This is a genomic window from Embleya sp. AB8 (genome assembly GCF_049739465.1).
GTDB lineage: Bacteria > Actinomycetota > Actinomycetes > Streptomycetales > Streptomycetaceae > Embleya.
On record NZ_JBMHHY010000029.1, the window covers coordinates 106,358 to 132,260 of the forward strand.

18 protein-coding genes are annotated in these 25,903 nt (G+C 70.8%); 9 read left to right on the plus strand and 9 right to left on the minus strand.

Annotation, left to right across the window (positions count from 1 at the left end; all coding sequences use genetic code 11):
- The first annotated feature begins 13 nt into the window (after positions 1 to 13).
- From glgB to ABIA38_RS35495, 7 genes are all read left to right on the plus strand, one after another.
- Positions 14 to 2,311 (plus strand): 1,4-alpha-glucan branching protein GlgB, encoded by a 2,298-nt coding sequence (gene glgB, locus ABIA38_RS35465; RefSeq protein ID WP_424643055.1) that lies wholly within the window; start codon positions 14 to 16, stop codon positions 2,309 to 2,311.
- A gap of 190 nt (positions 2,312 to 2,501) precedes the next feature.
- Complete coding sequence (locus ABIA38_RS35470) at positions 2,502 to 2,828, plus strand: WXG100 family type VII secretion target (RefSeq protein ID WP_424643056.1); 327 nt, start codon at positions 2,502 to 2,504, stop codon at positions 2,826 to 2,828.
- A complete protein-coding gene (locus ABIA38_RS35475) occupies positions 2,828 to 11,155 on the plus strand; it encodes a toxin glutamine deamidase domain-containing protein (protein WP_424643057.1) in 8,328 nt (2,775 codons plus the stop codon). Before ABIA38_RS35470 ends, ABIA38_RS35475 begins: the two co-directional genes overlap by 1 nt.
- Positions 11,152 to 11,649, plus strand: coding sequence for an SMI1/KNR4 family protein (locus ABIA38_RS35480; RefSeq protein ID WP_424643058.1), 498 nt, complete (start codon positions 11,152 to 11,154; stop codon positions 11,647 to 11,649). The genes ABIA38_RS35475 and ABIA38_RS35480 overlap by 4 nt, the downstream gene beginning before the upstream one ends.
- Positions 11,646 to 12,665 (plus strand): HNH endonuclease, encoded by a 1,020-nt coding sequence (locus ABIA38_RS35485; RefSeq protein WP_424643059.1) that lies wholly within the window; start codon positions 11,646 to 11,648, stop codon positions 12,663 to 12,665. Before ABIA38_RS35480 ends, ABIA38_RS35485 begins: the two co-directional genes overlap by 4 nt.
- A gap of 32 nt (positions 12,666 to 12,697) precedes the next feature.
- The gene (locus tag ABIA38_RS35490) at positions 12,698 to 13,120 is read left to right on the plus strand and encodes a YwqJ-related putative deaminase (protein ID WP_424643060.1); all 423 of its coding nucleotides are present in this window, start codon (positions 12,698 to 12,700) and stop codon (positions 13,118 to 13,120) included.
- Positions 13,117 to 13,860: an SUKH-3 domain-containing protein gene (locus tag ABIA38_RS35495; protein ID WP_424643061.1), complete on the plus strand. Its 744-nt coding sequence runs from the start codon at positions 13,117 to 13,119 to the stop codon at positions 13,858 to 13,860. The genes ABIA38_RS35490 and ABIA38_RS35495 overlap by 4 nt, the downstream gene beginning before the upstream one ends.
- A gap of 91 nt (positions 13,861 to 13,951) precedes the next feature.
- Here ABIA38_RS35495 and ABIA38_RS35500 read toward each other — a convergent pair whose 3' ends face one another.
- The 3 genes from ABIA38_RS35500 to ABIA38_RS35510 all read right to left on the minus strand — a co-directional run bounded on the left by ABIA38_RS35500 (position 13,952) and on the right by ABIA38_RS35510 (position 17,923).
- Entirely contained in the window at positions 13,952 to 15,802 is a 1,851-nt protein-coding gene (locus tag ABIA38_RS35500; protein WP_424643062.1) for a DUF6114 domain-containing protein, read from the minus strand.
- Between the two features lie 75 nt (positions 15,803 to 15,877).
- Entirely contained in the window at positions 15,878 to 16,510 is a 633-nt protein-coding gene (locus ABIA38_RS35505) for a DUF6230 family protein (protein ID WP_424643063.1), read from the minus strand.
- A gap of 459 nt (positions 16,511 to 16,969) precedes the next feature.
- The gene (locus ABIA38_RS35510) at positions 16,970 to 17,923 is read right to left on the minus strand and encodes a tetratricopeptide repeat protein (protein ID WP_424643064.1); all 954 of its coding nucleotides are present in this window, start codon (positions 17,921 to 17,923) and stop codon (positions 16,970 to 16,972) included.
- 271 nt (positions 17,924 to 18,194) lie between these two features.
- Here ABIA38_RS35510 and ABIA38_RS35515 point away from each other — a divergent pair, with 271 nt between their 5' ends.
- A complete protein-coding gene (locus tag ABIA38_RS35515) occupies positions 18,195 to 18,809 on the plus strand; it encodes a TetR/AcrR family transcriptional regulator (RefSeq protein ID WP_424643065.1) in 615 nt (204 codons plus the stop codon).
- A 344-nt stretch (positions 18,810 to 19,153) separates the two neighbouring features.
- On the opposite strand, the gene ABIA38_RS35520 is transcribed toward ABIA38_RS35515, so the two are convergent.
- From ABIA38_RS35520 to ABIA38_RS35535, 4 genes are all read right to left on the minus strand, one after another.
- Positions 19,154 to 20,770 (minus strand): acyl-CoA mutase large subunit family protein, encoded by a 1,617-nt coding sequence (locus tag ABIA38_RS35520; RefSeq protein ID WP_424643091.1) that lies wholly within the window; start codon positions 20,768 to 20,770, stop codon positions 19,154 to 19,156.
- A 231-nt stretch (positions 20,771 to 21,001) separates the two neighbouring features.
- Positions 21,002 to 21,319, minus strand: a complete 318-nt coding sequence (locus ABIA38_RS35525) for a DUF3817 domain-containing protein (RefSeq protein ID WP_424643066.1) — start codon at positions 21,317 to 21,319, stop codon at positions 21,002 to 21,004.
- 34 nt (positions 21,320 to 21,353) lie between these two features.
- Complete coding sequence (locus tag ABIA38_RS35530) at positions 21,354 to 21,689, minus strand: DUF3817 domain-containing protein (RefSeq protein ID WP_424643067.1); 336 nt, start codon at positions 21,687 to 21,689, stop codon at positions 21,354 to 21,356.
- Positions 21,690 to 21,835: 146 nt separating this feature from the next.
- Positions 21,836 to 22,384 (minus strand): MarR family winged helix-turn-helix transcriptional regulator, encoded by a 549-nt coding sequence (locus tag ABIA38_RS35535; RefSeq protein ID WP_424643068.1) that lies wholly within the window; start codon positions 22,382 to 22,384, stop codon positions 21,836 to 21,838.
- A gap of 109 nt (positions 22,385 to 22,493) precedes the next feature.
- Between ABIA38_RS35535 and ABIA38_RS35540 the strand changes: the two genes are divergently transcribed.
- Positions 22,494 to 23,036 (plus strand): MarR family winged helix-turn-helix transcriptional regulator, encoded by a 543-nt coding sequence (locus ABIA38_RS35540; protein WP_424643069.1) that lies wholly within the window; start codon positions 22,494 to 22,496, stop codon positions 23,034 to 23,036.
- Between the two features lie 358 nt (positions 23,037 to 23,394).
- Here the strand turns inward: ABIA38_RS35540 and meaB are convergent, their stop codons facing one another.
- Together meaB and ABIA38_RS35550 are read right to left on the minus strand one after the other, a co-directional pair.
- Positions 23,395 to 24,345, minus strand: a complete 951-nt coding sequence (gene meaB, locus ABIA38_RS35545; protein ID WP_424643070.1) for a methylmalonyl Co-A mutase-associated GTPase MeaB — start codon at positions 24,343 to 24,345, stop codon at positions 23,395 to 23,397.
- 248 nt (positions 24,346 to 24,593) lie between these two features.
- On the minus strand, positions 24,594 to 25,781 hold the full coding sequence (locus ABIA38_RS35550; RefSeq protein WP_424643071.1) for an acetyl-CoA C-acetyltransferase: 1,188 nt from the start codon (positions 25,779 to 25,781) through the stop codon (positions 24,594 to 24,596).
- Between the last annotated feature and the right edge of the window lie 122 nt (positions 25,782 to 25,903).

Genomic DNA, 25,903 nt, shown 5'->3' on the forward strand with positions numbered 1-25,903 from the left:
GGAGGTCCCATCCGTGACGGCTCGTCAGCACGGCCCCGCGCCCGCCACGTCCAGCACGCCCACCGGGGAGGGCGGGAACGGCGCCCGGCCCGGCCCGCCGCGCGGCGCCCGCGAGCACACCCGCCCGGCCGGCACGCCGGGGGTGCCGCCGCTGGCCGCCGAGGAGTTGCGCCGACTGGTGGACGGCGGCCATCACGATCCGCACGGGCTGCTCGGCCCGCACCCGGACGTACCCGGCGTGGACGGCGTGGTGTTGCGGGTGTTGCGACCGTGGGCCCGCGAGGTGATCGTGGTCGCCGGGGAGCGCCGGGTGCCGCTGACCCACGAGGCCGAGGGCCTGTTCACCGGGCTGCTGCCGGGCCGCGAGGTACCGGACTACCGCCTGGAGGTGCACTACGAGGGCGCCGAACTGCACACGGACGATCCGTACCGGTTCCTGCCCACCCTCGGCGAGCTCGACCTGCACCTGATCACCGAGGGCCGGCACGAGCGGTTGTGGGACGTGCTCGGCGCGCATGTGCGCTCCTTCGAGACCGCGAACGGGCCGGTCACCGGCACCTCGTTCGCGGTCTGGGCGCCGAACGCGCGCGGCGTGCGGGTGGTCGGCGACTTCAACTACTGGGACGGCGTCGGCCATCCGATGCGCTCGCTCGGCTCCTCCGGCGTCTGGGAGCTGTTCGTGCCGGACGTCGGCGACGGCACCAAGTACAAGTACGAGATCCTCGGCCGGGACGGGGTCGCCCGGCAAAAGGCCGACCCGCTGGCCTTCGCCACCGAGTTGCCCCCCTCCACCGCGTCGGTCGTACACACCCCGACCTACACATGGTCGGACAAGGAGTGGTTGGCCAAGCGCGCCGACACCACCCACCACGTCGCGCCGATGAGCGTGTACGAGGTCCATCTCGGCTCCTGGCGGCCCGGGCTGAGCTACCGCCAACTGGCCGAGCAGCTACCCGCCTACGTCACCGACATGGGCTTCACCCACGTGGAGCTGCTGCCGGTGGCCGAGCACCCGTACGGCCCATCGTGGGGCTATCAGGTGTCCTCCTACTACGCGCCGACCTCGCGGTTCGGCGATCCGGACGAATTCCGCCACCTCGTCGACGCGCTGCACCGCGCCGGGATCGGCGTGCTGGTGGACTGGGTGCCGGCGCACTTTCCCAAGGACGAATGGGCGCTGGCCCGGTTCGACGGGACACCGCTGTACGAGCACCCGGATCCGCGCCGCGGCGAGCATCCGGACTGGGGCACGCTGGTCTTCGACTACGGGCGCCACGAGGTGCGCAACTTCCTGGTGGCCAACGCGGTGTATTGGTGCGAGGAGTTCCACATCGACGGACTGCGGGTGGACGCGGTCGCCTCGATGCTCTACCTGGACTACTCGCGCGAGCACGGCGAATGGGCGCCCAATCAGTTCGGCGGCCGGGAGAACCTGGACGCGGTGAGTTTCCTCCAGGAGATGAACGCGACGTTGTATCGGCGGGTGCCGGGCGTGTTGACCATCGCCGAGGAGTCCACCGCGTGGGACGGGGTCACCCGGGCCACCGACGGCGGCGGGCTCGGCTTCGGCTTCAAGTGGAACATGGGCTGGATGCACGACTCGCTGGAGTACATCCAGAAGGAGCCGATCCACCGCCAGTACCACCACAACGAGATCACCTTCTCGCTGATGTACGCGTGGAGCGAGAACTACATCCTGCCGATCAGCCACGACGAGGTGGTGCACGGCAAGCGCTCGCTGGTGGACAAGATGCCGGGCGACCGGTGGCAGCAGATGGCCAACGTCCGCGCCTACCTGGCCTTCATGTGGGCCCATCCGGGCAAGCAGTTGTTGTTCATGGGCACCGAGTTCGGCCACGGCGCGGAGTGGTCCGAGGCGCGCGGCCTGGACTGGTGGCTGCTCGACCACGCCGAACACCAGGGCATCCAGCGGCTGGTCCGCGACCTCAACACGGTCTATCGCGGCCGATCGGCGCTGTGGACCCAGGACACCAAACCGGAGGGCTTCTCCTGGATCGACGGCGGCGACGCCGCGTCCAACGTGCTGTCCTTCATCCGGATCGGCGCGGCGGGCGAGCAGTTGGTCTGTGTCTGCAACTTCTCCCCCGTGGTCCGCGAGGGCTTCCGGATCGGCCTGCCGCACGCGGGTCGCTGGCGTGAGGTACTCGACACCGACGCCGGCATCTACGGCGGCGCCGGCGTGGGCAACCGGGACGAGATCCACGGCGAGGACGTGACCTGGCAGGGCCGACCGGCCTCCGCGTTGATGACATTGCCGCCACTGGCCACCGTCTGGTTCGTCCCCGAATAGCCGCCGACACACCTTTCGGGGGTCGACGTTGCGGGACCGAAGTCGTCCCCGTGTCGACCCCCGGAAACGTGACACTCCGCCGAAACGTGAATTAGTGTCTTGCCTTCATGCCCCCGGAAGATGTCCTGTCCGGAAACGACCGGGGAACGTGCGGGAACGAAGCGAGACAGGGACACGGGGGTGTTCTCACATGACGGCGGACGCGGGTACGGGGTACAAGGCCCTTCCCTCGGACTTCACGGCGGCGGGCAAGTCCTTCACCGACGCGGGACGGCGCGTCGCGGAGATCAGGACCACGCTCAAGACCACCATCGAGGGCCTCGGCGAGTGCTGGGGTGACGACGATCTGGGGCACGAGTTCGCCAAGGAGTACACGCCGGCCCGGGACAAGGTGCTCGAAGCGCTCGAAGCGCTCGCCAAGGGTCTCGACAAGATCGGCAAGGGGCTGGACAAGTCCGCGACCGACTACCAGACCACCGAGGACGGCAACAAGCAGAAGTTCGCGGGCACTGCCTGATGGCCGTCGAAGCGGGGGAGATAGTCGAGAAGGTCCTCGAACTCCTGGTCGGCGTCGACTGGCCGGAGGGCGACGAGGACAAGTGCGAGGCGCTGGGCAAGGCCTGGGCGAGCGCCGCCACCGAACTCGGCAAGGTCGCGGGGGACCTTGCCACCGCGGTCAACAAGCTCAACACCGCCAACGAGGGCAAGGGCATGGAAGCCTTCCTTCGGGTGTGGGACAAGCTGAACAAGGGCGAAAAGGCGTTCTTCCCGGCCATGGAGGCCGCGGCCAAAGCGCTCGGCGGCGCGGCCGGCGACACGAGTGACACGATCTACGCCACCAAGATCGAGTTCGTCTCGATGGCCACCATCCAGGGCGCGTCCATCCTGGCCCAGATCGCCGCCGCGCCACTCACGCTCGGCATCACCGCCGGCACCGCCGTGGCCGAGACCGCCGCACTGCGATTCGCCTTCATCCAGCTGCTGCGCCGGATGTTGGCCCGGATCGAGGCGTCGATGGTCCGCCGGCTGCTCAAGAACGTGGCCTTCCAGGCGCTGTCCGGAGTGCGCGACGACATCATCCACCAGTTCATCCAGATGACCTGGGGCTCGCAGAAGGGCTTCTCGTTCACCGAGACGGCGCTGGCCGGCGGCGGTGGCGCGGCCGGCGGACTGGCCGCGATCGGCGTCCACGGGGTCGGCAAGAAGTTCTTCGGCGAGGCCGCCGACGTCGGCGTCAAGGGTGTCGCCACGTCGTTCGCCTCGAACGTGAGCGCCTCGGTCGTGGGTTCCGTGGCGACCGGCGGCCCGGTGGACTTGAAGACCATCGAGAGCGGCGGCGTGGGCGGCGTGGTCTACCACGGCGCGGGCAAGGCCGGCGAGCGGGTGAACCACGCGTTCAGCAGCCCCGACCTCACCGTGCCGCACGTCGGCGGCGGGCCGGAGGGGGGACCGCAGGTCCCGCACACCAACCACATCGACACGACGCTCAACCCGAGCGGCGGATCCAACAGCGGCGGCAACGTCGGCGGACCGGCCGGGTCGAATGGGTCGCACGGCTCCAACGAGTCGAGCGGCTCCAACGGGTCGAGTGGGTCGAACGGGTCGAACGGGTCGAACGGGAGTCACAACGCAGGGTCGTCCGGGAACGACAGCCCGCCGCACACCCGGTCGGCGAGCTCGGGTGGGAACTCGGACGGGAACTCCGCCGGGAACTCGGGGAGTCCTGCCACGCACTCCGGCAACTCGAGCAACTCCGGTAACTCCGCAGGGAATTCCGGCGCGAACTCGGCCGGGAACTCCGGCGGCGACAACCGACCCTCGCACACTCCGGTCGCGACGCAGACCGCGTCCACGGTCGCGCCTCCCGAGTCGAACACGCCGACGGCGCCGGCCGGGCACGGCGGCGACGCGGCGCGCGGGGTGCCGACGCACGACGGCGGTCCGGTACAGAACACCACATACGTCCAGGCGCCGCCGAGCGGTGGGGCGCAGCCGGGTGGGATACCCGGCGGTACACATGCCGGGGGCGGCGCAGGCGGCGTACCGACGACAAGTGCCGGTACGGCCACCCCACACGCCACCGGCGGCCCGGCTGCGGCCTGCCCGACCTCGTCGGCGGCGCCCTCGACGTCGGCGCCAAGCCACACCTCCAACGTGTCGACGCCGAGTTCGCCGAGCGGAACCGGCCCCTCCGGATCCGGTACGACGGCCAACTCCGGTGCGCACAACGGGACTTCACCCGCCGCCAACTCGTCGGCCACGCCTACGGCAACCCGGCCGACGGGCGGTACGACGCCGACGACCGGCGGCCCGACCCCGAGCGGCACCGGTTCGCCGAGTGCGGCCACACCCCACTCGGGAGCATCCACCCCGACCCACCCGAGCACCGGCACCCCGGCCAACCCGGCATCCACACAAGGGACTTCGCCGTCCCACGGCACGCCGAGCACGCCCGCCTCCGCCGAGCCGAACCGCGGCTCGACGCAGCGCCCGGACGCCACCGGCACCGGCACCGGCACGCCGAGTCGCCCGACCGACCCGACCACCGGCAAGCCGAACCACCGGCCGGAATCGACGACCGACGCCGCCACGCCCAACGGCGCGGCGCACACCGACCACCACGCGGGCCCGACCCCGGACTCGGCCGGCACTCCGCCGACCCGGGACCACACGACCGACCCGACACCGGATCGCAACGCGAACTCGGCCCCCGGGCACGAGACAACCCCGGACCGGGCCCACGACACCCGGCCGGAACACCACGGGGACCCGGCCGCCGAGCCGACGCGGGACACCCAACCGGACCGGACCACCACCGACCCGGCCCGGGACCATCGACGCGATCCGGCGACCGACGCCACGCCGAACCCCGGCCACGACTCGCGGCCGGAGCACTCACCGGACCACACAGCGGACCAAATACCGGAGCATCACCGGGACTCGGCCGCCGACCCGGCCGGCAACCCGACCCACGACCCGGCCCGGGACGCCAAGCCGGAACACCACCGGGACGCGGACTCAGAACCGACCCGAGACCCCCACCCGGACCGCACCACCGACCCCGCACCGGACCACCGACCCGGCGCCGAGCCGAACCCCGGCCACGACTCCCGGTCCGATCACACACCCGACGCCGCTCCGGAGCATCACCGGGACTCGGCCGCCGACCCGGCCGGCAACCCGGCCCACGACACCAAGCCGGAACACCACCGGGACGCGGACTCAGAGCCGACCCGGGACCCCCACCAGGAGCGGACCGCCGACCCGGCCCCGGAGCACCGACGCGCCCCCGCGACCGACGCCACGCCGAACCCCGGCCACGACTCGCGGCCGGAGCACGCGCCGGAGCACCGACCGGACTCCGAGCCGAACCCGCACCGGGATCCGGCCACCGACCCGGCGCCGGCACATCCGCACGACGGCCGGGCCGAACCGGCGCACGATGCGCCGGCGGACCCGCATCCGGAGTCGCGACCGGACGGCGCGGCCGACCCGCATCGGGACACCGACCTCACTGCTCGGCCGACCGACGCCACCCCGGTCTCGGACACCACGCCGCGCCCGGGACACGACGCCACGCCGACCCGGGACCACGGCGGCGACAGCGTGCCGCCGGCCCCGATCGGTCCGCCGCACGGCGTCCCGATCCATCCGGAGCCGACCGGCCGGTTCCGCGACGCGCTGAGCGGGCTCGGCGACCTGATCCGCAATCGATTGGGCCACGGTTCCGACGGCACGCCGACCGTCGACCCGAACTCGGCCGCACCGCACCGTGGTTCCGAGGGGGGATCCACCTACGACGGCACCCCGTACGCGAATTCGCCCAACACCCCCGACGCGCATCCGCGCCCGGACCGGGACCCGACGTCGGAGAATCCGGCCAGTCCGATCGCCGGACGGCCGCCGCTCAACGACGGCCGTCCGCTGTACGAACCAGGCGGCCTGATGCCGCCGAGCGCGAGCGACCAGTCCGCACTCAACGCCGCCGTCCCGCACAACGCCGACGGCTCGCCCAAGATGCACCCCGACCCACGCGACGACAACTGGCTCGGGGTACAGAACGACGGCGGCATCCAGGTACCCGGCCGCGCCAACAACTGTATGGACGCCGTACTGTCCTTCGGACACACCTGGTTCGGCCGCCCCGAGGTGGCGGCCGCGCGCTACCCCGGCGAGACCAACAGCGGCGAGACCGGCGCGGCGAATCGAGCCCAGCGCGAGATCGGCGGCGACTGGGCGCGGATCGCCCGGAACGCGGACGGCACCACGGACACCGCTCGGGCCTACAGCCAGATCGAAGCCGGACTGCGGGCCGCGGGGCCGGGGTCGATGACGTACATCGTCACGTCCAGGCCGCCCGAGCCGGGCAACGAGCACGGGGGCCAGGTCTCGCACGCGTGGGCCGCGGTCAACGTGAAGGGCGAGGTCGTCTGGGTCGACCCACAGTCGGGCGAGGTGCTGCCCGGCCCGCACCCGAACCAGAAGCACGTATACGCGATCACTGTCGACGCCAACGCACGACCGCTCGACATGTCGCTGCCGCCGACCACGCCGGCCCACACCGACCCCACCAACTCGGCGCCCCAGCACCCCGATTCGCCCACCACGCGTCCCGACACCACGCCGCACCCGGACCCGACACCGGACCCGACCGGTCCCGCCCCGGACCGGCCCGCCGACCCGGCGCCGAACCACGCCGAACCCACGAACTCGGCGCCACAGCACGCCGATTCGCCCCCCGCACAGCACAACACCACGCCCCACCCGGACTCGACACCCGACGCGACCACTCCCGCACCGGACCACCGCACCCACCCGGGGCCGAACCACACCGAACCCACGAACTCAGCGCCACACCACGCCGATTCGCCCCCCGCACAGCACGACACCACGCCCCACCCGGACTCGACACCCGACACGACCGCTCCCGCACCGGACCACCACGCCCAGCCGGCGCCGAACCACACCGAACCCACGAACTCGGCGCCACAACACGCCGATTCGCCCCCCGTACAGCACAACACCACATCCCACCCGGACTCGACGCCCGACAGGACCGCTCCCGCGCCGGACCACCGCGCCGACCCGGCGCCTGACCACCACGCGGAGCCGACTCCCGACGCGGGATCCGCCCGGCACCCGGATCAGACTCCCGAGCACCACGCCGATCCGACGTCGGACCGGCACACCGAGCCCGCGCCGAACCACGACGCGACCCCGCCGGTGGACCACGCCGGCCGGCCGGACCCGTCCACCCACCCGGACCAGGACACGACACCCGCCCGGCATCCGGAACCGGCCCACGACCGGACCACCGACCAGGCTCCGGAGCACCACCCGGACCACGCTCCGGACCGGCATCCCGACCAGACCACCGACCCCACGCCGCACCGGGAGCACCACCCGGCGCCCGAGCACGAGTCGGGCCCGACGCCCGATCGGCAGCACACCGATCCGGCCGCCGCCGACCCCGCGCCGAACCACCACCCGGACACCGCGCCCGAGCACGATCCCGGTCCGAGGCCGGACCACCACGCTGATCCGGTGCCCGAACACCGCCCCGACCCGCGGCCCGAACAGGCACCCGACGCGGGCCCCACGCGGCACCCGGACCGGGCCCCCGAGCCGCACACCGACCCCGCGCCGGAGCACCACGCCGACCCCACCCCGGCTCGCGACACGACCCCGCACCCCGACCGGCCCGACCACACCGGCGGGCCGGACCGGGCGACCCACCCGGCCCACGAACCGACGCCCACCACGCCCCGGGACCCCCACACCGATCCCGCAAGCCCCGAGCCCCACGGCCCGTTCGGCGCCGCGCTACAGGGCCTCGCCGACCGGATGCCCGGCCGATTCGGCCACGACCCGAGCACCTCGACCGCCCCGAACCACCACGCAGACCCGACGACCACCCCGCACCACCAGGCTCCGGAGCACCAGGGCCCCGACGCCCCGACCGCGCCACACAGTGGGCCGCACAACGGGCCGGAACCCGGGAGCACTCCGCCCCCGCACGCCCCGAACGGGCAGCCGCTACCGCCGCACGCCGCGCCGCCCGGTCCGACCAACCCGATCGCGCACCACCCGCCGCTGTCCGACGGCCGCCGGTTCAACGAGCCCGGTGGCCTGGTCCCGCCGAACTGGAGCGACGTCGCCGCGCTGCACAACGCGGTCCCGCGCCACCCCGACGGCACGCCGGTCGTACACCCGGACCCACGCCAGGGCCGCTGGTTCCGGCTGCAGAACGACGGCGGCCTACAGGTCCCCGGTCGCGGCGTCAACTGCCTGGACGGCGTACTGTCCCTCGGCCGCACCTGGTTCGGCCGCCCGGAGGTCTCCGCGGCGCGCGTCCCCGGCGAGAACTTCGGCGAGGCCGGCGGCATGGCCCGCGCGGAGCGGGAGACGGGCGCGGCCTGGACCCCGCTGGGGGTCAACCCGGACGGCTCGCACAACCCCGGTGCCGCCTTCAGCCACTTGGACGCGGCGCTGCGGGCCTCGGGCCCCGGCTCGATGGCCTACATCGTCACGGAGTGGCCGCCGCAACACGTGGTCCAGCCGGACGGCTCGACCCAGGTCGTACGTTCCTCGCACGCGTGGGCCGCGCTCAACGTCGGCGGCGACATCGTGTGGGTCGACCCGCAGACCAACCAGGTGATGCACCTGCCGCACCCGAACGCGATCAACGTCACCGCGATCGTCCTGGACCCGCACGCCCGCCCGGTCCCGCTCGCACCCGCGCAGCCCGCCCAGCCGGCGCCGCCGCCACACACGCAGCAGCAACAGCCCCACCCCCCGATCAACCCGTACAACCAACAGCCCATCACCCAGCCCCAACCGTCCCCGTACCACCAGCCCCCGGCACCGCCGACCCCCCATAACCAGCAGCCAAACCCCTACACCCAACCGCCGGTACACCCCCACCAGCCGGTCGTCAACAACCCATACGCCCAGCCCACCCCGGTCCACCCCACGCCCCACAACCAACAGCCCTTCCAGCCGGGCCCGGTCCACCCGACACCGCACAACCAGCAGCCGGTGCACCCCGGTCCGGTCCAGCCCGCACCCCACAACAACCAACAGCCGTTCCAGCCAGGCCCGGTCCACCCGGCACCCCACCACCAGCAACCCGTGCAGCCCGGCCCGGTCCACCCCACCCCGCACGACAACCAACAACCGTTCCGAACCGGCCCGGTCCACCCCACCCCGCACGACAACCAACAACCGTTCCGAACCGGCCCAGTTCACCCCACCCCGCACGACCAACACCCGGTCCAGCCGAACCCGTACGCCCAACACCCGCCGCACCACCCGCCGCAGCAGCCCATTCCCCACGACCAGACACACCAACAACCCCACCAGCAACCGCACCAGCAGCACCAACAGCCCGACCCCTACAACCAACCGCCGGTGCACCCCCACCACCCGGTCCCGAACAACCCCTACGCCCAACCCCACCACCCACAGCCCCCGCACGGACAACAACCGCACCCGCAGCCGCAGCCACACCCGCACGCGGACCCCTCCCCCGGCGTACCGCCCGGCAGCCACCACCGCGTCCCCGAGCCCGCCGGCCCGGCGCCGGACGCCCACAATCCGCACCCTGACACGCACCCGAACCCGCACCCGAACTCGCACCCGAACTCGCACCCGGATCCAACGCACAACGCGCCACCGCCCCCGCCGCGCCACGTGCAACACAATCCCCCCGCGCCCATCAACACCACGCCACCGCTGGCCCATCCGATGCGCCCGAATCCGCGGCCGCTCGGCGAACCCGCGACCCCGGCAAGCCCGACCGGGGATCGGCCGACCACGCACGACGGTCGCCGCGACGCGGTCGAACGTGAGGTGGCCGACTTCATGGCGACCCGCCCGACGGCGGAGAACCACGACCCCAACGCCAACCCCGACCCCAACGCGGCACCCACCCCGCAGCACGCCCGCAACCCGAACCCGCCCAAGCCCGACGACGTACGCGGCGGCCAGTCGCCCTACGACCTGAGCGTGCCCCGCGACCCGTCCTTCATGGGCGACCGCCCGAACCTCACCTGGGACACCCATCGCGGCGACGCCGAGTTCGAGATGCCGCAAAGTGCCCGCTCGAACAACCCGCACCCGGACACCGGTCAACCGCCACGGCCCAACCTCTCCTACCCGAAGATCCGGCGGACGTTCAACGCCGACGGGATCGACGCGCTCGTCAACCACCCGACGCCCGAGCACCTCACCAGTTCGGAGCGGCAGGCCCGCGACGAGTTCGACCGGCTGCTCCGCGGCCACGACGGGCACTTGCTCACCGGTCCCGACCTGGCCCAACGCCGCGACGATCTCGCGGCACGCGGCCGGGAGATGACCGGCACCGCCGGGCGCAACCCGATCAACTCCGGTTACGCGGGCCAGATCGTGCACTTCGCCAGCCCGACCCTCGGCAACCACTTCCCCGAGGGCGTCTACGTCAACCTGCACGGATATCCGGACTTCACGCCCTACTCGGTCCGCACCATCGATCTCCCGCACACCGTGGTCGCCCCGCCCGAGCGCAGCGATTTCCCGGCCGGTCGGGATGGCCAGAAGCAATACAAACAGGCCCGCCAGGACGCGAACGACGACCAACGCAAACTCGATATCCGGCAGGGCAACGCGGAATTCCGCAACGATCCGATGTGGGCCGGCACCCGACCCGGCCGCACCGCGCCGGGATATGTCTGGCACCACGTCGAGGGAACACGGACCATGATGCTCATCCCGTTCGCAGTACACTACGCGGTGAAACATCACGGTGGGATCGCCAGCGCCATGGCCCCCGATACCGCGACCGGCAACTCTGGAGCCCAGCAGTGACCGTCGAATTGACGCCGAGAGGCGCCCTCCCGGAAACCGCCCTGCGCGAACTCGAAGGAAAACTCGGGTTCGCCCTCCCGGCCGAATATCGGGCCTGGCTGGCCGCCACCAACGGCGCCGATTTCCCGGTCGCCGCCCAGCTCATGCCGCGTGGTCTGGAGCCGGAGGACGACCTCTACGGCTACCGCACCGGCGGCGATCCGCACACCGAGCTGCTCTACGCGCACGGCTATTGCCGGGACGTCCTCACCCCGGACTATCTCCCGGTCACCCGACTCACCACCGGAATCGTCGCGATCAAGGTCACCGAGCCCGATTCCGGATCGCTCTGGTATTGGAGCGAGTCCTCGCTCGACACCGACGAGGAATACACCCCGGAATACATCTCGGCCAACCATCTCAACAAACTCGCCGATACGTTCGCCCAATTCCTCGAGCTGTGGGAGATCGACCCGACGTCCCCGTTCCTGAACCCGGAACGGACGACCTCGTGACCGATATCGGCAACAACACCGGCGGCTCCCCCGCCGCCGAATTCGCGGGTTCGATCGTCGATTTCGGCCGCACCGCGCGCAGCCGGGTATATCCGGACGGCGTATTTTTCGACCTGTACGGATTCCCGGACTTCCTGCCCTACGCCCGCACGGTGATCGAAACCGGTCCCGTACCGCCGGGCCTGGGCATCGACGAGGCCCGGGTCACCGACGTACTGTCCGCCAACCTCGCCGCCGCGGGCACCGGCGATCCGCTGTACGCCGACGTGGTCGAGACCGCGACCCCGCGCGGCTGGACCTGGCATCACGCGCCGCACACCGCACCCACCCGCCGGCTGCTCTACCTCGTCCCGATCGACGTCAAGAACGCCATCCGCCATCACGGCGGCGTCGCCACGATGACCGTCGACCGGGACCGGACCGGCCTGTGGAGCCCGATCGAGCAGGCCCGCGTGCCGGTCACCCTGCAGGTCGGCCGACCGCTGACCGACGTCGACCTGAGCCACCTGGAGGGCAAGTACCTCCACGGTCAACTCCCGCACGCCTACCGGCAGTTGCTGATCGACAACGGCGGCGGCGCGCCCTCGCGCCCGGCCGTGCACATGCGCCACGGCTTCGTCCTCGACCAACAATTCCTCAACCTCTACGGCGAATACGACCCCTACGACCTGCTCGATGTCGCGGCCCGCCTCGCCGACCGGCTGACCGCCGATCAGCTGGCCATCGCGTGGGTCCAGGGCGGCGCCCTGGTGCTCAAGACCCGTGGCGAGGACGCCGGTTCGGTCTGGTACTGGGACAACGACGACCGCCACGCCCGGCAGGGCGATTCCCCCGAGGCGACCGTGGCCCTGCTGTCCCGGCTCGCCGACGACATCACCACGTTGCTTGCCGACGAACTGGTCCAGGTCCCCGACGAACTGGACGAGATCGCCCGCACCGCGGTCGCGGGCGGGTACTTCCGACCGGTCGCCGACGACCACGCGGGCGCCGCGCTGCCCGCCGACCTGCGTCCCTGACGCGGCATCACGAAGGGAACGGACGAGGACTCATGTTCGACAATCCACCACCGCCCGGTGTCGGTGCGGCGCTGCAACGCACCGGTATGGAACCGATGACGGCGGTCAGTGCGCACACCACGACCGTGGAACTGCATCCGGCCGTGTCCGCCCTGCTCGACCGCACCGGGCCCGAGTCGCGCTCGGTGTTCCACGGCCGTTGCCCCGAGGCGCTGTTGCTCTCCCGGGTCGCGGTCGAGGCGGAGGCCTCGCTCGCCGCCGAGGGCATCCACGAGGTCGACCACGAACTCGTGTTGGACCGGATGCGGCAACTGCTGCGCGGCGCGGTGCTGGCCGCGATCCTGCTGCGCGAGCCGAACGACCCGGCGCACGAACGGCCGATCCCACCCTGCTCGTCCTGCGCACCCGCGCTGGCCGCCCTCGACGTGACGATCGCGGAGGTGCCCCGGTCATGAGCGAACGTTTCCCCGAGGCCGTGATCCAGGCCCTGACCGCCACCGGCTGGCATCCGGGCATTCATATCCCCGAAGAGGAACTCCTGCGCTGGTACCGGGCGTTGGGCACGGCCGGGATGGACGTACCGCCGAGCGCGATCAAGGCGCTGTGGGAGTTCGGCGGCATGACGGTGCATCAGTACGGCCCGGGCGTGGACATGTCCCGGATGCCGTTCCGGATCGACCCGTTGGTCGGGCTGTACGCGGGCGACCTGCTCGCCCAGTACGGCGCGGCGCTCGGTCGACCGCTCACCCCGATCGGCGAATACGACCTGGGGCGCGGCCGGTTGGCGATGGATCCGCGTGGTGCGGTCTACCTGTGGTGGGGCGACCTGTGGCACGTGGCGGACACCTTCGACGGCGCACTGATCGCACTGATCGAGGGCCGCCGGCCGACCCGCCTGGACCTGGCCCCCGCCCACGAACCGCTGCCCGCGCGGCCGATCGACGAGCGCGAGGCCCGGGACAAGGCGCGCCGCCACGTGGTCGGCGGCGGCCCGCACGCGCCGACCGACTTCGTGATGAGCGAATTCGAGTACGGCTGGCTGGTCCAGGCGATCTACGCCGACCCCGACCCGCTGGCCAACCTCGGCGCCGGCCAGTGGATCGTGGACCGCCGCAACGGCCGGGTCACCCTGTGGCCGAGTGTGCCCAGGGACTCCGTCCTGGCCATGTTCCGCGCCCACTACGTCGACGGGTAACCGGCCGCCGACCGGCCACCACACACGCCAACGCGCCCCGGAACCACGTGGGTTCCGGGGCACGCGGCCAAATCCGCAGGGTCGGCTACGACTACTTGCCGAACACCGACTTGTTGATCCCGTAGCCGGGGATGTGCAACTTCCCGCCCAACTGGGCGTACATCGAACTCTCCACGTTCGTGAAGAACACGATCGGCACGTTGATCGGCGGCGGGCTCTCGGGGGTGAATGTGATCGGGATGATCCCGAAGATATTGCCCTTGAGGTACTTCACATACATCGTCGTCGGGATGTCCGCGTCCATCCAGGACTTGCTGCCCTCGGCGGACGAGATGACGACCTCCTTGCCGCCCGCCTCCTTCACCGTCATCGACATGTTCCAGATGTCGATGCCCTTGGACACGGTGAACTTGAGCGCGTTCTCCTCGCCCCCGGCAAGGGTGTTCACCTTGACCACACCCTCGTAGTTCAGCCCGGCCATGGCCAGCAGACTGGACTTCAGGACCAGCGGGTCCTGTGCCACGGGCGGAAGTCCGTTGCCGCTCTTGGCATTCACCGGCCCCTGCACCGGACACGGGAACGGCGACTTGCCGTCCTTCGGCGCGGCGGAGGACGGCGGGGCAGAGGACGGCGCGGCGGAGGACGACGCGGCCGACGGCTTGGCCGACGTCGTCGAAGGTTTGGCCGAGGGTTGCCCCGAAGCCGCACCCGTAGGCGGCGCGGCGGGCGCCACCGGCGGACCCGACCCGGCCCCGGCCGGCGCGATCGCCTGCCCTCCCGGCACTGCCGAGGCCGCCGGTGGTGGTGCCGTCGGCGCCGACGACGCCTTCGACGGCAGGGTGATCCCGGGCAGCCCGAGCCCCGGCAACCCGGGCAGCTTCAACTCGGGCAACTTCAGCTCCGGAAGCTTGAGTTCCGGCAGGTTCAGATCCGGCAGCCCCAGGTCCGGCGCCCCACCCCTCGGGGCCGTGTTCGGCGGTGTCGCGCTCTGCGGTGCGGTACCGTCCGGCGACTTCGGGGCAACGGTTTTCCCCTCGGCCGCCGGACTCTGCCCCGCAGGGGCCTGCATCGCCTTGGCACCCGGCGCCGAGGCCGCGCCGGTCGCGCTGCTCGGCGGCGCGCTCGACGCGGTCGGCGCCGCCGAGGTCGACGCCGAACTCGCCGCGCCCGCCGGGGCCGTGGGGCTCGCCGAGACGCACGGCCCGGCCGCGTACGGGTTCTCCGGCAGCGGGTCGCTCGGCGACGCGTTGGCGATCCCGACCACGCCCACCACCCCCACCAGCGCGGTGGCGATCGCGGTCAGCGCGAGGCGGGGCGAGGTGGTTGCCCGGACGGGTTCGGGTTCACCGGGCCGGTCGGTCGGTACCGACCCGGTGGATGCTTCCCCCGAGGCATCGGGAGCCTTCCCGCCGAGCACCCGGGCCGGCAAGCCCGCCTCGACGACGGTCTCGTCGAGGTCGCTGCCATCCGGCCCGGGTCGACCCTCGCCGTCACCGTCACCGTCCTCGTCGTCGGACGCGGACTCGTGCCCCTCCGCGTCGCTCGGCGGCGCCTCGACGTAAGCCCACGAGGTCGCGAGCATCCCGCCGATCAGCCCGAACAACATGCCCAGGCCGAAGCCGCCGAAGGTGGCCACGATGAAGGACACCAGCGACACGATGATGGTGAAGATGCCGAGGTAGATCCGCAACTTCGGATTGAGCCAGGTGGCGATCCCCAACATGATCAGGATCACGCCGATGAACAGCGCCGAGATGCCGCCGTGTTGCCGAAGCTGCACGGTCACGTCGCCAGCCTTGAGCGACGCGTACGGCGCCCACAGGATGGGCCCGGCGGCCAGCATGGTGAACAGGCCCGCCCAGAACGGCCGTACCCGCCGCCAACTCCGGAACGCCCGCCACCAGCGCACGAGCGCGTTGGGCCGCGGCTGTGCTGCGGTCACGAATCACTCCCTGAGGTGTTGCTCCGGCATGGCGGACCGGCCGCGGGCGGGGTTCCGCCCACGGCCGACGACACATCAGAAGCAAGCCTTGTCCTTGCCCGCGATCTTGAGGTGCAGACCGTTGAGCCGGAAGTTGCTGGCGGTGACGAGCTGGGCGGACTGCTTGACGTTGGTGAACGTGGCGTGGGTGGCCTGCTGGCCGAACCCACCCTTCTCGCCGTTGCCGATATCCGCCGGGCCCTTGGCAAACGGGTTCTTGGCGTCCTTGCCCATCGTCGAAGCGTCGACGCCGATGTCGATGTTCGTGAACTCGGCGTCACCGTCGAGCGCGTCCATCGCCAGCGTCATGTTCTTCGCCGTCGCAGGGGCACCGTCGCCACCCGCGTCGATCCGCAGGACCACGCCGAACAGCGGAACCTCGACGGACTGACACAACTTGGTGATCCTGGCGTCGCCGATCGCGGCGACCGCCACCGGCTTGAGGCCGTTCGGACTCTTGACAGCGTTCCCGTACTGGGAGAAGTCGCTCGCGTCCAACTCCTGGGCGCTGACCTTGAAGCCGCCGCCGGACACCGCGATGTCGATCGGGATGGCGCCGTTGGCGACACCTGCGAACATGCCCACGGTCATCGCCGCGACCGGCACGGCCGCGATGCCGAATCGCTTCCAGCGAGTCTTGCCGCTACCCGCCTGAACCTTCTTGTCCACGGTCCTCCTCGGGACAGAGTCCCCACCTCATGCGGACCAGGGCCGCACGTGGCGGGGCATGGAGGGAGGGCCTGCCTGTCCTGGGACGGACCGGCACGGCCTGGATGGGGAGGTCCGCGTCCGAGCCGCCGACCGGCTGCCGGGGCGTGGGGGACACGGATCGAGCGGCCCGATCATCTTTCACGATCGGGCCGGCACACAAGAGGTTCATTACCGGCGAGTAACGCGGACCTTGCGGCGACACCCATCCGCGCATCACAGCGCGGTATCGACACCCACCCCGGGTGATCCGATTTCGCGGGATAAGTCCGATCATGGTTCACCCGGAGATCACCAAGTGCCACGCAGGGCGAGGGAAATGTCCCTTAGTCAAAGATAAGTAAAGACAACGCCCCGGCCACCCTCGACAACGAGGGCGACCGGGGCTTCATCGACAAATTCAGCGTCCTCGGATCGGACTCAGAAAAGCACGCCCGCAAGCGCCATCCGCGCCTTCGGCACCCGCGGATCCTCCGCCCCGACGATCTCGAACAGCTCCAACAGGTGCAGGCGCGCCTTGTTGCGCTCGTCGCCCGAGGTGCGGCGCACGGTCTCCACGAGCCGGGCGAACGCCTCGTCCGCGAGACCGTCCAGGATATCCAGGTCGGCGGCGAGCGTCTGTGCCGCGACGTCGTCCGGTTGCGCGGCGGCCTCGGCGCGGGCCTTCTCCGCGTCCACCCCCCGCGTACGCAGCAGGAGTTCGGTGTTGATCAGGCCGAGCTTGGCCTCGACGTGCGCCGGGTGGTCGGAGAGTACGTTGCGGAACGCCTGCGCGGCGCCGTCCAGATCGCCGGCCTCCAGCGCATCGTCGGCCGCCGTGAGCAGCGGGTCGCCGGCCGGCTCCTCCTCCTCGACCTCGGCGGCCTCGGCGGGCGCCCCGTCGACGACCACGCCGGTCAGCCCGAAGCGCTCCTCGCCGAGCTGGACGAGCTGGTCCAGCACCTGCCGCGCCTGCTGCTCGGGCACCACGCCCTGGAACAGCGGGGCGAGTTGGCCGCCGAGCACCGCCATCACGGCGGGGATGCCCTGGATGCCGAACTCCTGGGCGAGGCGCGGGTTGGCGTCGACGTCGATCTTGGCGAGCACGAAGCGGCCGGCGTACTCCTCGGCCAGCCGCTCCAGAAGCGGGCTCAGCTGCTTGCACGGCTGGCACCACTCGGCCCAGAAGTCGATCACGACGGGCGCCTGTTGGGAAAGCGCGAGCACGTCGGTCTCGAAGGTGGCCTCGGTGACGTCGATGACGACCCGTTGGCCACCGGACCCGGCGGCAGGCTTCCCGGCCGGGGCCGCCGCCCGCTTGGCGGCATTGTCGGCGGCGGCCTTGACCGCGCCGAGGTCGACTACTCCGCGCATGGACATGTTCCGTGGCTGCATGTAGACATCTTCCCCCGAGAGCGAGCGGAACGATGCACGGGGCGACCCACCGGCGCACGCCGAAGTACTCGTCGCGTCCCGGTCCCCGCAGGATGCGGGCCCCGGGACGGACGACGACCCGCTGACGGGTCGTCAGTCGCGATCGTGTGCTCGAATCCCCATCCAGGCACCGCGATTCGCTACGCCTCGTAGCGTAAGGGGAGCATCGGACGGAACGCGATGTGAATTGCACCACCACCACGCACCGTACCAACCGGTAACATGACCGCTCGTGTACGACGAACCGGCGGCCGGCGGCCCACCTCCGCAGCGCAAGGGCCGCCCCCGCAGCACCACCGCGGACGACGCGATCCTGGCCGCGGCGCGTGCCCTACTCGCCGACGGCGGCTGGGCGGGCCTGACTATGGGCGACGTGGCCGCGCGCGCGGGGGTGGCGAAAACCACCCTCTACCGCCGCTGGAACTCCAAGCACGAGCTGGCCATTGCCGCGGTGGCCGAAATGCTCGACACCCTGCACCTCCCGGACGAGGGCCTGACCCTACGCGCGGACATCGAAGACGTGGTCCGCCGCTTCGCCGCCCTACTCGCCCGCCCGGAAATGCGCACCGCCCTGATGGGCCTGGTAGCCGACTCGACGAGCGACCCGGCCCTACGCACCCGCATCCGCGAAGAAGTGGTGAACCCGCAAAAGCGCCTGGTCCTGGAGGGCCGGGCAAGAGCCAAATCCAGAGGCGAAATCACCACCCAGGACGACCTGGACGTGGACCTGATCTTCGACGTGATAGCCGGCACGGTAGTCCACCACATCCTGGTAAGCGCCGAACCCGCCTCGGACAGATGGGTCCAACGCTTCACCACGTTCGTAGTCTCCGGCCTGGTCCCATAGCCCCCCAGCCCGACCGACACCCGATCCACCTCACCCGCAGGCCGACCCAACCAAGCCCATCCGGCCCCACCGGCGTTCGAGGCCACCTCGGCCGAGGGCCGGGCCGTCCAGCCCCGCCGGCGTTTGAGGCGAACCAAGCCGACCAACCACCCACCGCCGACCGAACTCATCCAGCCCGGCCGGCGTTTGAGGCCACCTCGGCCGAAGGCCAGGTCATCCAGCCCCGCCGGCGCTTGAGGCGACCCAGCCCGGCCGGCGTTTGAGGCCAAGAAGCCCGGCCGGCACTTGAGGCCACCTCGGCCGGAGGCCAGGTCAATCCAGCCCGGCCGGCGCATGAGGCCAATTCAGAACCGCGCAGGCTCCGTATACGTCCCCCACACGTCCCGAAGGACATCGCAGATCTCCCCGAGCGTCGCCTCCACCCGAGCCGCCGCCAACATCGGCGGCACCAAATTCCCCGAGCCAAGTGCAACGCCCCGCATCGCGGACAGCGCGGCATCAACCGCCGCCTGATCCCGCGCCCCCCGCCGCGCCCCCAACGCCGCGACCTGATCCCGCTCGACCTCGTGGCTCACCCGCATGATCTCCAGGTCACCGGTCACCGAGCCCTCGTGGCAGTTGACCCCGACCACCCGCTTGTCGCCCTTCTCCACCGCCCGCTGATACCGGAACGCGGATTCGGCGATCTCCCCGGTGAACCACCCGTCCTCGATCCCGCGCAGGATCCCCGACGTCATCGGCCCGATCGGATGCGGCGAGGTCTCCCCCAACTCGCGAATCCGCGCGAACGTGGCCTCCGCCTCCGCCTCGAGCCGGTCCGTCAACGCCTCGACATACCAGGACCCGCCCAGCGGGTCCGCCACCGCCGCGACGCCCGTCTCCTCCATCAGCACCTGCTGCGTCCGCAACGCGATCTCCGCGGCCTGTGCGCTCGGCAGCGCCAACGTCTCGTCCAACGCGTTCGTGTGCAGCGAATTCGTGCCACCCAGCACCGCCGCGAGCGCCTCCACCGCCGTGCGCACCACGTTGTTGTACGGCTGCTGCGCCGTCAACGACACGCCCGCCGTCTGGGTGTGGAAGCGCAACCACTGCGCCTTCGCCGTCTTGGCCCCGTACACATCGCGCATCCACCGCGCCCAAATCCGCCGAGCAGCACGGAACTTCGCGATCTCCTCGAAGAAATCCACGTGCGCGTCGAAGAAGAACGAAAGCCCGGGCCCGAAGACGTCGACGTTCATCCCGCGCGACAAGCCGAGCTCGACATAGCCGAACCCGTTCGCCAGCGTGTACGCCAGCTCCTGCGCCGCCGTCGACCCCGCCTCGCGGATGTGATAGCCGGACACCGAGAGCGGCTTGTACGCCGGGATCTCGGCCGCGCAGTACTCCATCAGGTCGCCGATCAACCGCAGATGCGGCTCGGGCGCGAACAGCCACTCCTTCTGCGCGATGTACTCCTTGAAGATGTCCGTCTGCAGCGTCCCGTTGAGCTTGCCGATGTCCACCCCCTGGCGCTCCGCCGCGACCAGGTACATGCAGAACGCCGGCACCGCCGGACCCGAGATGGTCATCGACGTGGTCACGTCGCCGAGCGGGATGTCCCGGAACAGCACGTCCATGTCGGCCGCCGAGTCCACCGCGACACCGCAGTGCCCGACCTCACCCAGCGCACGTTCGTCGTCACTGTCGCGACCCATCAGGGTCGGCATGTCGAACGCGACCGAAAGCCCGCCGCCGCCCGCAGCCAGGATCATCCGATAGCGCTCGTTGGTCTGTTCGGCGTTGCCGAAGCCGGCGAACTGCCGGATGGTCCATGCCCGGCCGCGATAGCCGGTCGGGTACAACCCGCGCGTGTAGGGGAATTCGCCCGGCCAGCCGATCCGTTCGAAGCCCTCGTAGGGCTGATCGGCGGGTGGCCCGTAGACCGGCTCGACCTCGAGTTCGGAGAGCGTCGTACGGCGCATGCCTTCGTTGCGGACCTTGTCGTAGCGGTCCTGCCAGCGCCGCCGACCCTCTTCGATGTCCTGGGTGTTCACGTGGCTCCTGTCCGATGGCGTCGTCGTAGCACTCATTCCCGCACCGCAACAGAAAATTACTAGGACGTCCTAGTAAATGTCCACGGACCCGGAAAACGCCGAAGCCCCCGACGACCGTCGGGGGCTCGAAACCAGGGGCGCGAAGCGGCGCGTGATCGCTCAGGCGGTGGCCGGCGCCGCGCTCGGCTCGACCAGCTTGTGCTTCATCTTGTAGTCGAAGACGAACGGGCCGAACGGCGGGATCGCGGCGATGAACGCGAGCAGCGTGGTCTTGTTGTCCCACGACAGCTTGGTCCGCACGTCCATCATGGCCAGCAGGTACAGGATGAACATGACCGCGTGCAGCAGGCCCAGCGGCATGACCAGGTTGATGTCCGAGATCCGGCTCAGCAGCGAGCCGAAGACGAGCAGGATCAGGAACGAACAGCCCTCGGCGATCGAGATCACCTTGAAGCGGCCGACAGCGGTGGAAAGCATGGGAGTCCTCGGGGGGAAGCGGGTGACGGACGGCTCAGGCGGTGGAGGCGCCGGCACCGGCGGCGACGAGGTCGCGCTCCCGGACCGCCTCGACGGCCTTGCGCTCGGCGAAGAAGGACGCGAGCGGGATGGTGCCGGCGACCATCGTCAGCAGCATGCGCTCGAACTTCCACTTCATCTTGCTGCTGAGGTCGAAGGTGACGACGAGATAGATCATGAAGAACAGACCGTGCGCCTGGCTGACGTAGAGCGTCGCCTTCTCGCCCGTGTCGAACCCGTACTTGAGGACCATGCACAGGCACAGGACCAGGAGCATGCACCCGGTGATCCAGGCCATCACCCGGTAACGGGTCAATACGACAGGCTTCACGGCGGCACCTTCGGTAACGGCGGCTTCGACGACCACGTCGACCGCTTTTCACAATGGCGCATGCAGCTTACGTCGCCCGCACCGGGGTCCCCGAATCCACCCCCTCCCGACCACCGCACGCCGGGTGTGTGCCCGTATGTCCCGCCTTACCCGCCCGCGGCTTCCTCGGCTGCTTCCGCTGCTTCCTCGTCGACCCGAAAGTCCCCCGCGTCCACCCGCAACACCCGCAGCAGGTCGAACAACTGCGCGCACTGCTCCGGCGTGTAGGCGCCGAGCCCGAACTCCCGCGCGGTCAACTCGCGCGTGGCCCGCTCGGTGACCTCGCGCCCCTTGTCGGTGATCACCGCGAGTACGCCCCGACCGTCGCGCGGGTTCGGCCGGCGGGTGACCAGCTCGGCCTGCTCCAGGCGATCGATCGTGTTGGTCACGCTGGTCGGATGCACCATCAACCGCTCGCCGATCCGGGACAGCGGGAGCGCGCCGGTGCGACTGAAGGTGAGCAGCACCAGGGCCTCGTACCGGGCGAAGGTCAGCCCGTACGGCTTGAGCACCGCGTCGGCGCCCGCGAGCAGAATCTGCTGGGCACGCATGATCGAGGTGATGGCGACCATCGGCGGGCACTCCCCCCAACGCTCTCGCCAGTGCTCGTCGGCACGCGTGATCGGATCGAAGGGAAGGTTCAGTGGCTTCGGCACGCGCCGAAGCGTAGTGGAGGTTACCCATCGGTCACGTGGGCGTCTCAAGACTCACCGAGAGACTCGCCGAGTCATTCAAGCTTCAACTATCTTCGCTATTCTGTAATACATGAGCAACGCCGAGCCCCGATGGTTGAGCGATGAGGACCAGCACGTCTGGCGCCAGATCATCGCCGTGATCAACATGCTGCCGCCACAACTGGAGCGCGAACTCCAGCGCACACACGGGTTGTCCCTGCACGACTACCAGATCCTGGTCCAGCTCTCCGAACACCCGGAGCACGAGGTACGCCTCAGCGACCTGGCCGAGGCCACCCAGCAATCCAAGAGCCGCCTGTCCCACCAGATGACCCGGATGGAATCCGCCGGCCTGGTGACCCGCCGCAACTGCCCGACCGACCGCCGAGGCGCCTACGCGGTACTCACCGAGGAGGGCCGGCGCGTCCTCGAGGCCGCCGCCCCCACCCACGTGGCAAGCGTCCGCGACCACCTGATGGACCTGATGACCCCGGCCCAAAAACAGGTGGTGGGCGAAGCCTTCACCACGGTGGCCAACCACCTACGCCCAACCGGCCGCCCGATGACCTGCCCCTCCCTGACCAACCCCGACCAGACCCCGAAGGCAGCCCAACCCAGCCCGTCCGGCGCGTGAGAACGGCGAACGGGCGTGGGCCCACGCCACGAAACAGGGCCAACCCACTCCAGCCCGTCCGGCGCGTGAGGACAAAGCCGGCCGCGCCCGACCCGCAAACGCAACCGCAATCAGCCCGTCCGGCGTTCGAGGACGGCAAGCCGACATGGGTCCACGCCACGCACAGGGCCAACCCACTCCAGCCCGTCCGGCGCTTGACGACAAACCCGGCCGCACCCGACCCGCAAACGCAACGAAAATCAGCCCGTCCGGCGTTTGAGGACGGCAAGCGGACATGGGCCCACGCCACGAACAGGGCCCACCGAATCAGCCCGTCCGGCGCCTGAGGACAAAAACCGCCAACCCCACCCGCACCCCACTACGCCCCGAGACCCGCCACCAACTCGTCCGCGGCCGAATACGGATCCAGGTCCCCCGCGAGCACCCGCTCGGCAAGCGCGTCCAAGTGCCGCCCACCCCGCAGATCCCCGATCCGCGCCCGCAACGCGGTGACCGCGATCGCCTCCACCTCGTCCGCCACCCGCCGCCGACGCCGCCGCGTGAGTTCGCCGCCCGCCTCGGCCCAGGCCCGGTGCTTCTCCAGCGCCTCGACCAGCTCGTCGACTCCCTCGCCCCGCGAGGCCACCGTCTTGACGATCGGCGGACGCCAGTCCCCCGGCCCCCGCGCCTCGCCGAGCGAGAGCATGTGGCCCAACTCCCGCGCCGTGGTGGCCGCCCCGTCCCGATCCGCCTTGTTCACCACGTAGAGGTCGCCGATCTCCAGGATCCCGGCCTTGGCCGCCTGGATCCCGTCGCCCATCCCCGGTGCCAGGAGCACCACCGTGCTGTCCGCCATCGAGGCGATCTCCACCTCGGACTGGCCCACCCCGACGGTCTCCACGATCACCACGTCACACCCGGCGGCATCGAGCACGCGCAGCGCCTGCGGCGTCGACCAGGCCAGCCCGCCCAGATGCCCCCGCGAGGCCATCGACCGGATGTACACCCCCGGGTCGGTCGCATGATCCTGCATCCGCACCCGGTCCCCGAGCAGCGCGCCGCCGGAGAACGGCGACGACGGGTCCACCGCGAGTACGCCCACCCGCCGACCCAGCCGCCGATACGCGCTCACCAGGGCCGTGGTCGACGTCGACTTGCCCACCCCGGGCGACCCGGTGAGCCCGATCACGTACGCCTTGCCGGCCAGCGGCGCCAGCGCCGCCATCACCTCGCGCAACTTCGGCGACGCGTCCTCGACCAGCGAGATCAGCCGGGCGACCGCCCGAGGCTTGCCCTCCCGGGCCTGGGCCACCAACGTCGCGACATCCATCCCCGACCTCATGCGCCACCGCTTCCCTGCTCGGATATGCCGAAACGACCCCGGAGTCCGCGCGACGCACGCGCGTCCCGCGACTCCGAGATCGTTTCAGGTGAACCGTCGGCCCGGAACCGCGCACCACCTCACGCGTCCCGAGCCGACCGGGCCGACCGGGCCGACCCGCAACACCGCAGATCACCCGGTGGATCGGACCACCCGGTACCGACCACACCGGGACGGGCCACACCGGGAAGGGCCGCTCAGTTCCCCGGCACCGTCAGGATCAGCGCGTCGCCCTGGCCGCCGCCACCACACAGCGCCGCCGCTCCCGTACCGCCGCCCCGCCGCTTGAGCTCGAGCGCCAGGTGCAGCACCACGCGCGCCCCGGACATCCCGATCGGGTGGCCGAGGGCGATCGCCCCGCCGTTGACGTTGACCTTGTCCGGGCCCACGCCCAGATCCCGCATCGACTGCACGGCCACCGCCGCGAACGCCTCGTTGATCTCGATCAGGTCCAGGTCGGCCACGGTCAGCCCCTGCTTGCCGAGCGCGTGCTTGATCGCGTTCGACGGCTGCGACTGCAGCGAGTTGTCCGGGCCCGCGACGTTGCCGTGCGCACCGATCTCGGCCAGCCACTCCAGGCCCAGCTCCTCGGCCTTGGCCTTGCTCATCACCACGACCGCGGCGGCGCCGTCGGAGATCTGCGAGGAGGTGCCCGCGGTGATCGTGCCGTCCTTGGTGAACGACGGGCGCAGCTTGGCCAGGGTCTCCGCGGTGGTGTCCGGCCGGACCCCCTCGTCGGTGGCGAACTCGATCGGCTCGCCGCGCCGCTGCGGGATCTGTACCGGCACGATCTCGGCGTCGAAGACGCCGTTCTTCGCCGCGGCGGCGGCCCGCTGGTGGGACAGCGCGCCGATCGTGTCCTGCTCCTCGCGCGAGATGTTCAGCTTGGTGTTGTGGTGCTCGGTCGACTCGCCCATCGGGATGTTCTCGAACGCGTCGGTCAGGCCGTCGTAGGCCATCGCGTCGAGCATCTCGACCGCGCCGTACTTGAAGCCCTCGCGCGACTTGGGCAGCAGGTGCGGGGCGTTGGTCATCGACTCCATGCCGCCCGCGACCACGATGTCGAACTCGCCCGCGCGGATCAGCTGGTCGGCCAGCGCGATCGCGTCCAGGCCGGAGAGACAGACCTTGTTGACGGTCAGCGAGGGCACGTTCATCGGGATGCCGGCCTTGACCGACGCCTGCCGGGCGGGCATCTGCCCGGCGCCGGCCTGGAGTACCTGGCCCATGATCACGTACTGGACCTGGTCCCCGGTGACGCCCGCGCGCTCGAGCGCGGACTTGATCGCGATGGCGCCGAGGTCGGTGCCGGAGAAGCCCTTGAGGGACCCGAGCAGACGGCCCATGGGCGTGCGGGCCCCGGCGACGATGACAGAACCGGCCATGAGGGTGGCCTCCACAACTTTATGGTCGGGGTGCCATCGCCCGGGCGATCCGGACGATCGGGCGGCCTCCCCGCGACGGACGTGAAGTTGTTCCGGAACCTACCCGGAAGGGCGAGGACGGT

Excerpts from the sequence above, each read along its gene's own strand:
- ABIA38_RS35525 (WP_424643066.1), bottom strand. The coding sequence starts at position 21,319 with ATGCTTTCCACCGCTGTCGGCCGCTTCAAGGTGATCTCGATCGCCGAG.
- ABIA38_RS35470 (WP_424643056.1), top strand. The coding sequence starts at position 2,502 with ATGACGGCGGACGCGGGTACGGGGTACAAGGCCCTTCCCTCGGACTTC.
- ABIA38_RS35540 (WP_424643069.1), top strand. The coding sequence starts at position 22,494 with ATGAGCAACGCCGAGCCCCGATGGTTGAGCGATGAGGACCAGCACGTC.
- ABIA38_RS35490 (WP_424643060.1), top strand. The coding sequence starts at position 12,698 with ATGTTCGACAATCCACCACCGCCCGGTGTCGGTGCGGCGCTGCAACGC.
- ABIA38_RS35495 (WP_424643061.1), top strand. The coding sequence starts at position 13,117 with ATGAGCGAACGTTTCCCCGAGGCCGTGATCCAGGCCCTGACCGCCACC.
- ABIA38_RS35550 (WP_424643071.1), bottom strand. The coding sequence starts at position 25,781 with ATGGCCGGTTCTGTCATCGTCGCCGGGGCCCGCACGCCCATGGGCCGT.
- ABIA38_RS35475 (WP_424643057.1), top strand. The coding sequence starts at position 2,828 with ATGGCCGTCGAAGCGGGGGAGATAGTCGAGAAGGTCCTCGAACTCCTG.
- meaB (WP_424643070.1), bottom strand. The coding sequence starts at position 24,345 with ATGGATGTCGCGACGTTGGTGGCCCAGGCCCGGGAGGGCAAGCCTCGG.
- ABIA38_RS35520 (WP_424643091.1), bottom strand. The coding sequence starts at position 20,770 with ATGCGCCGTACGACGCTCTCCGAACTCGAGGTCGAGCCGGTCTACGGG.
- ABIA38_RS35510 (WP_424643064.1), bottom strand. The coding sequence starts at position 17,923 with ATGCAGCCACGGAACATGTCCATGCGCGGAGTAGTCGACCTCGGCGCG.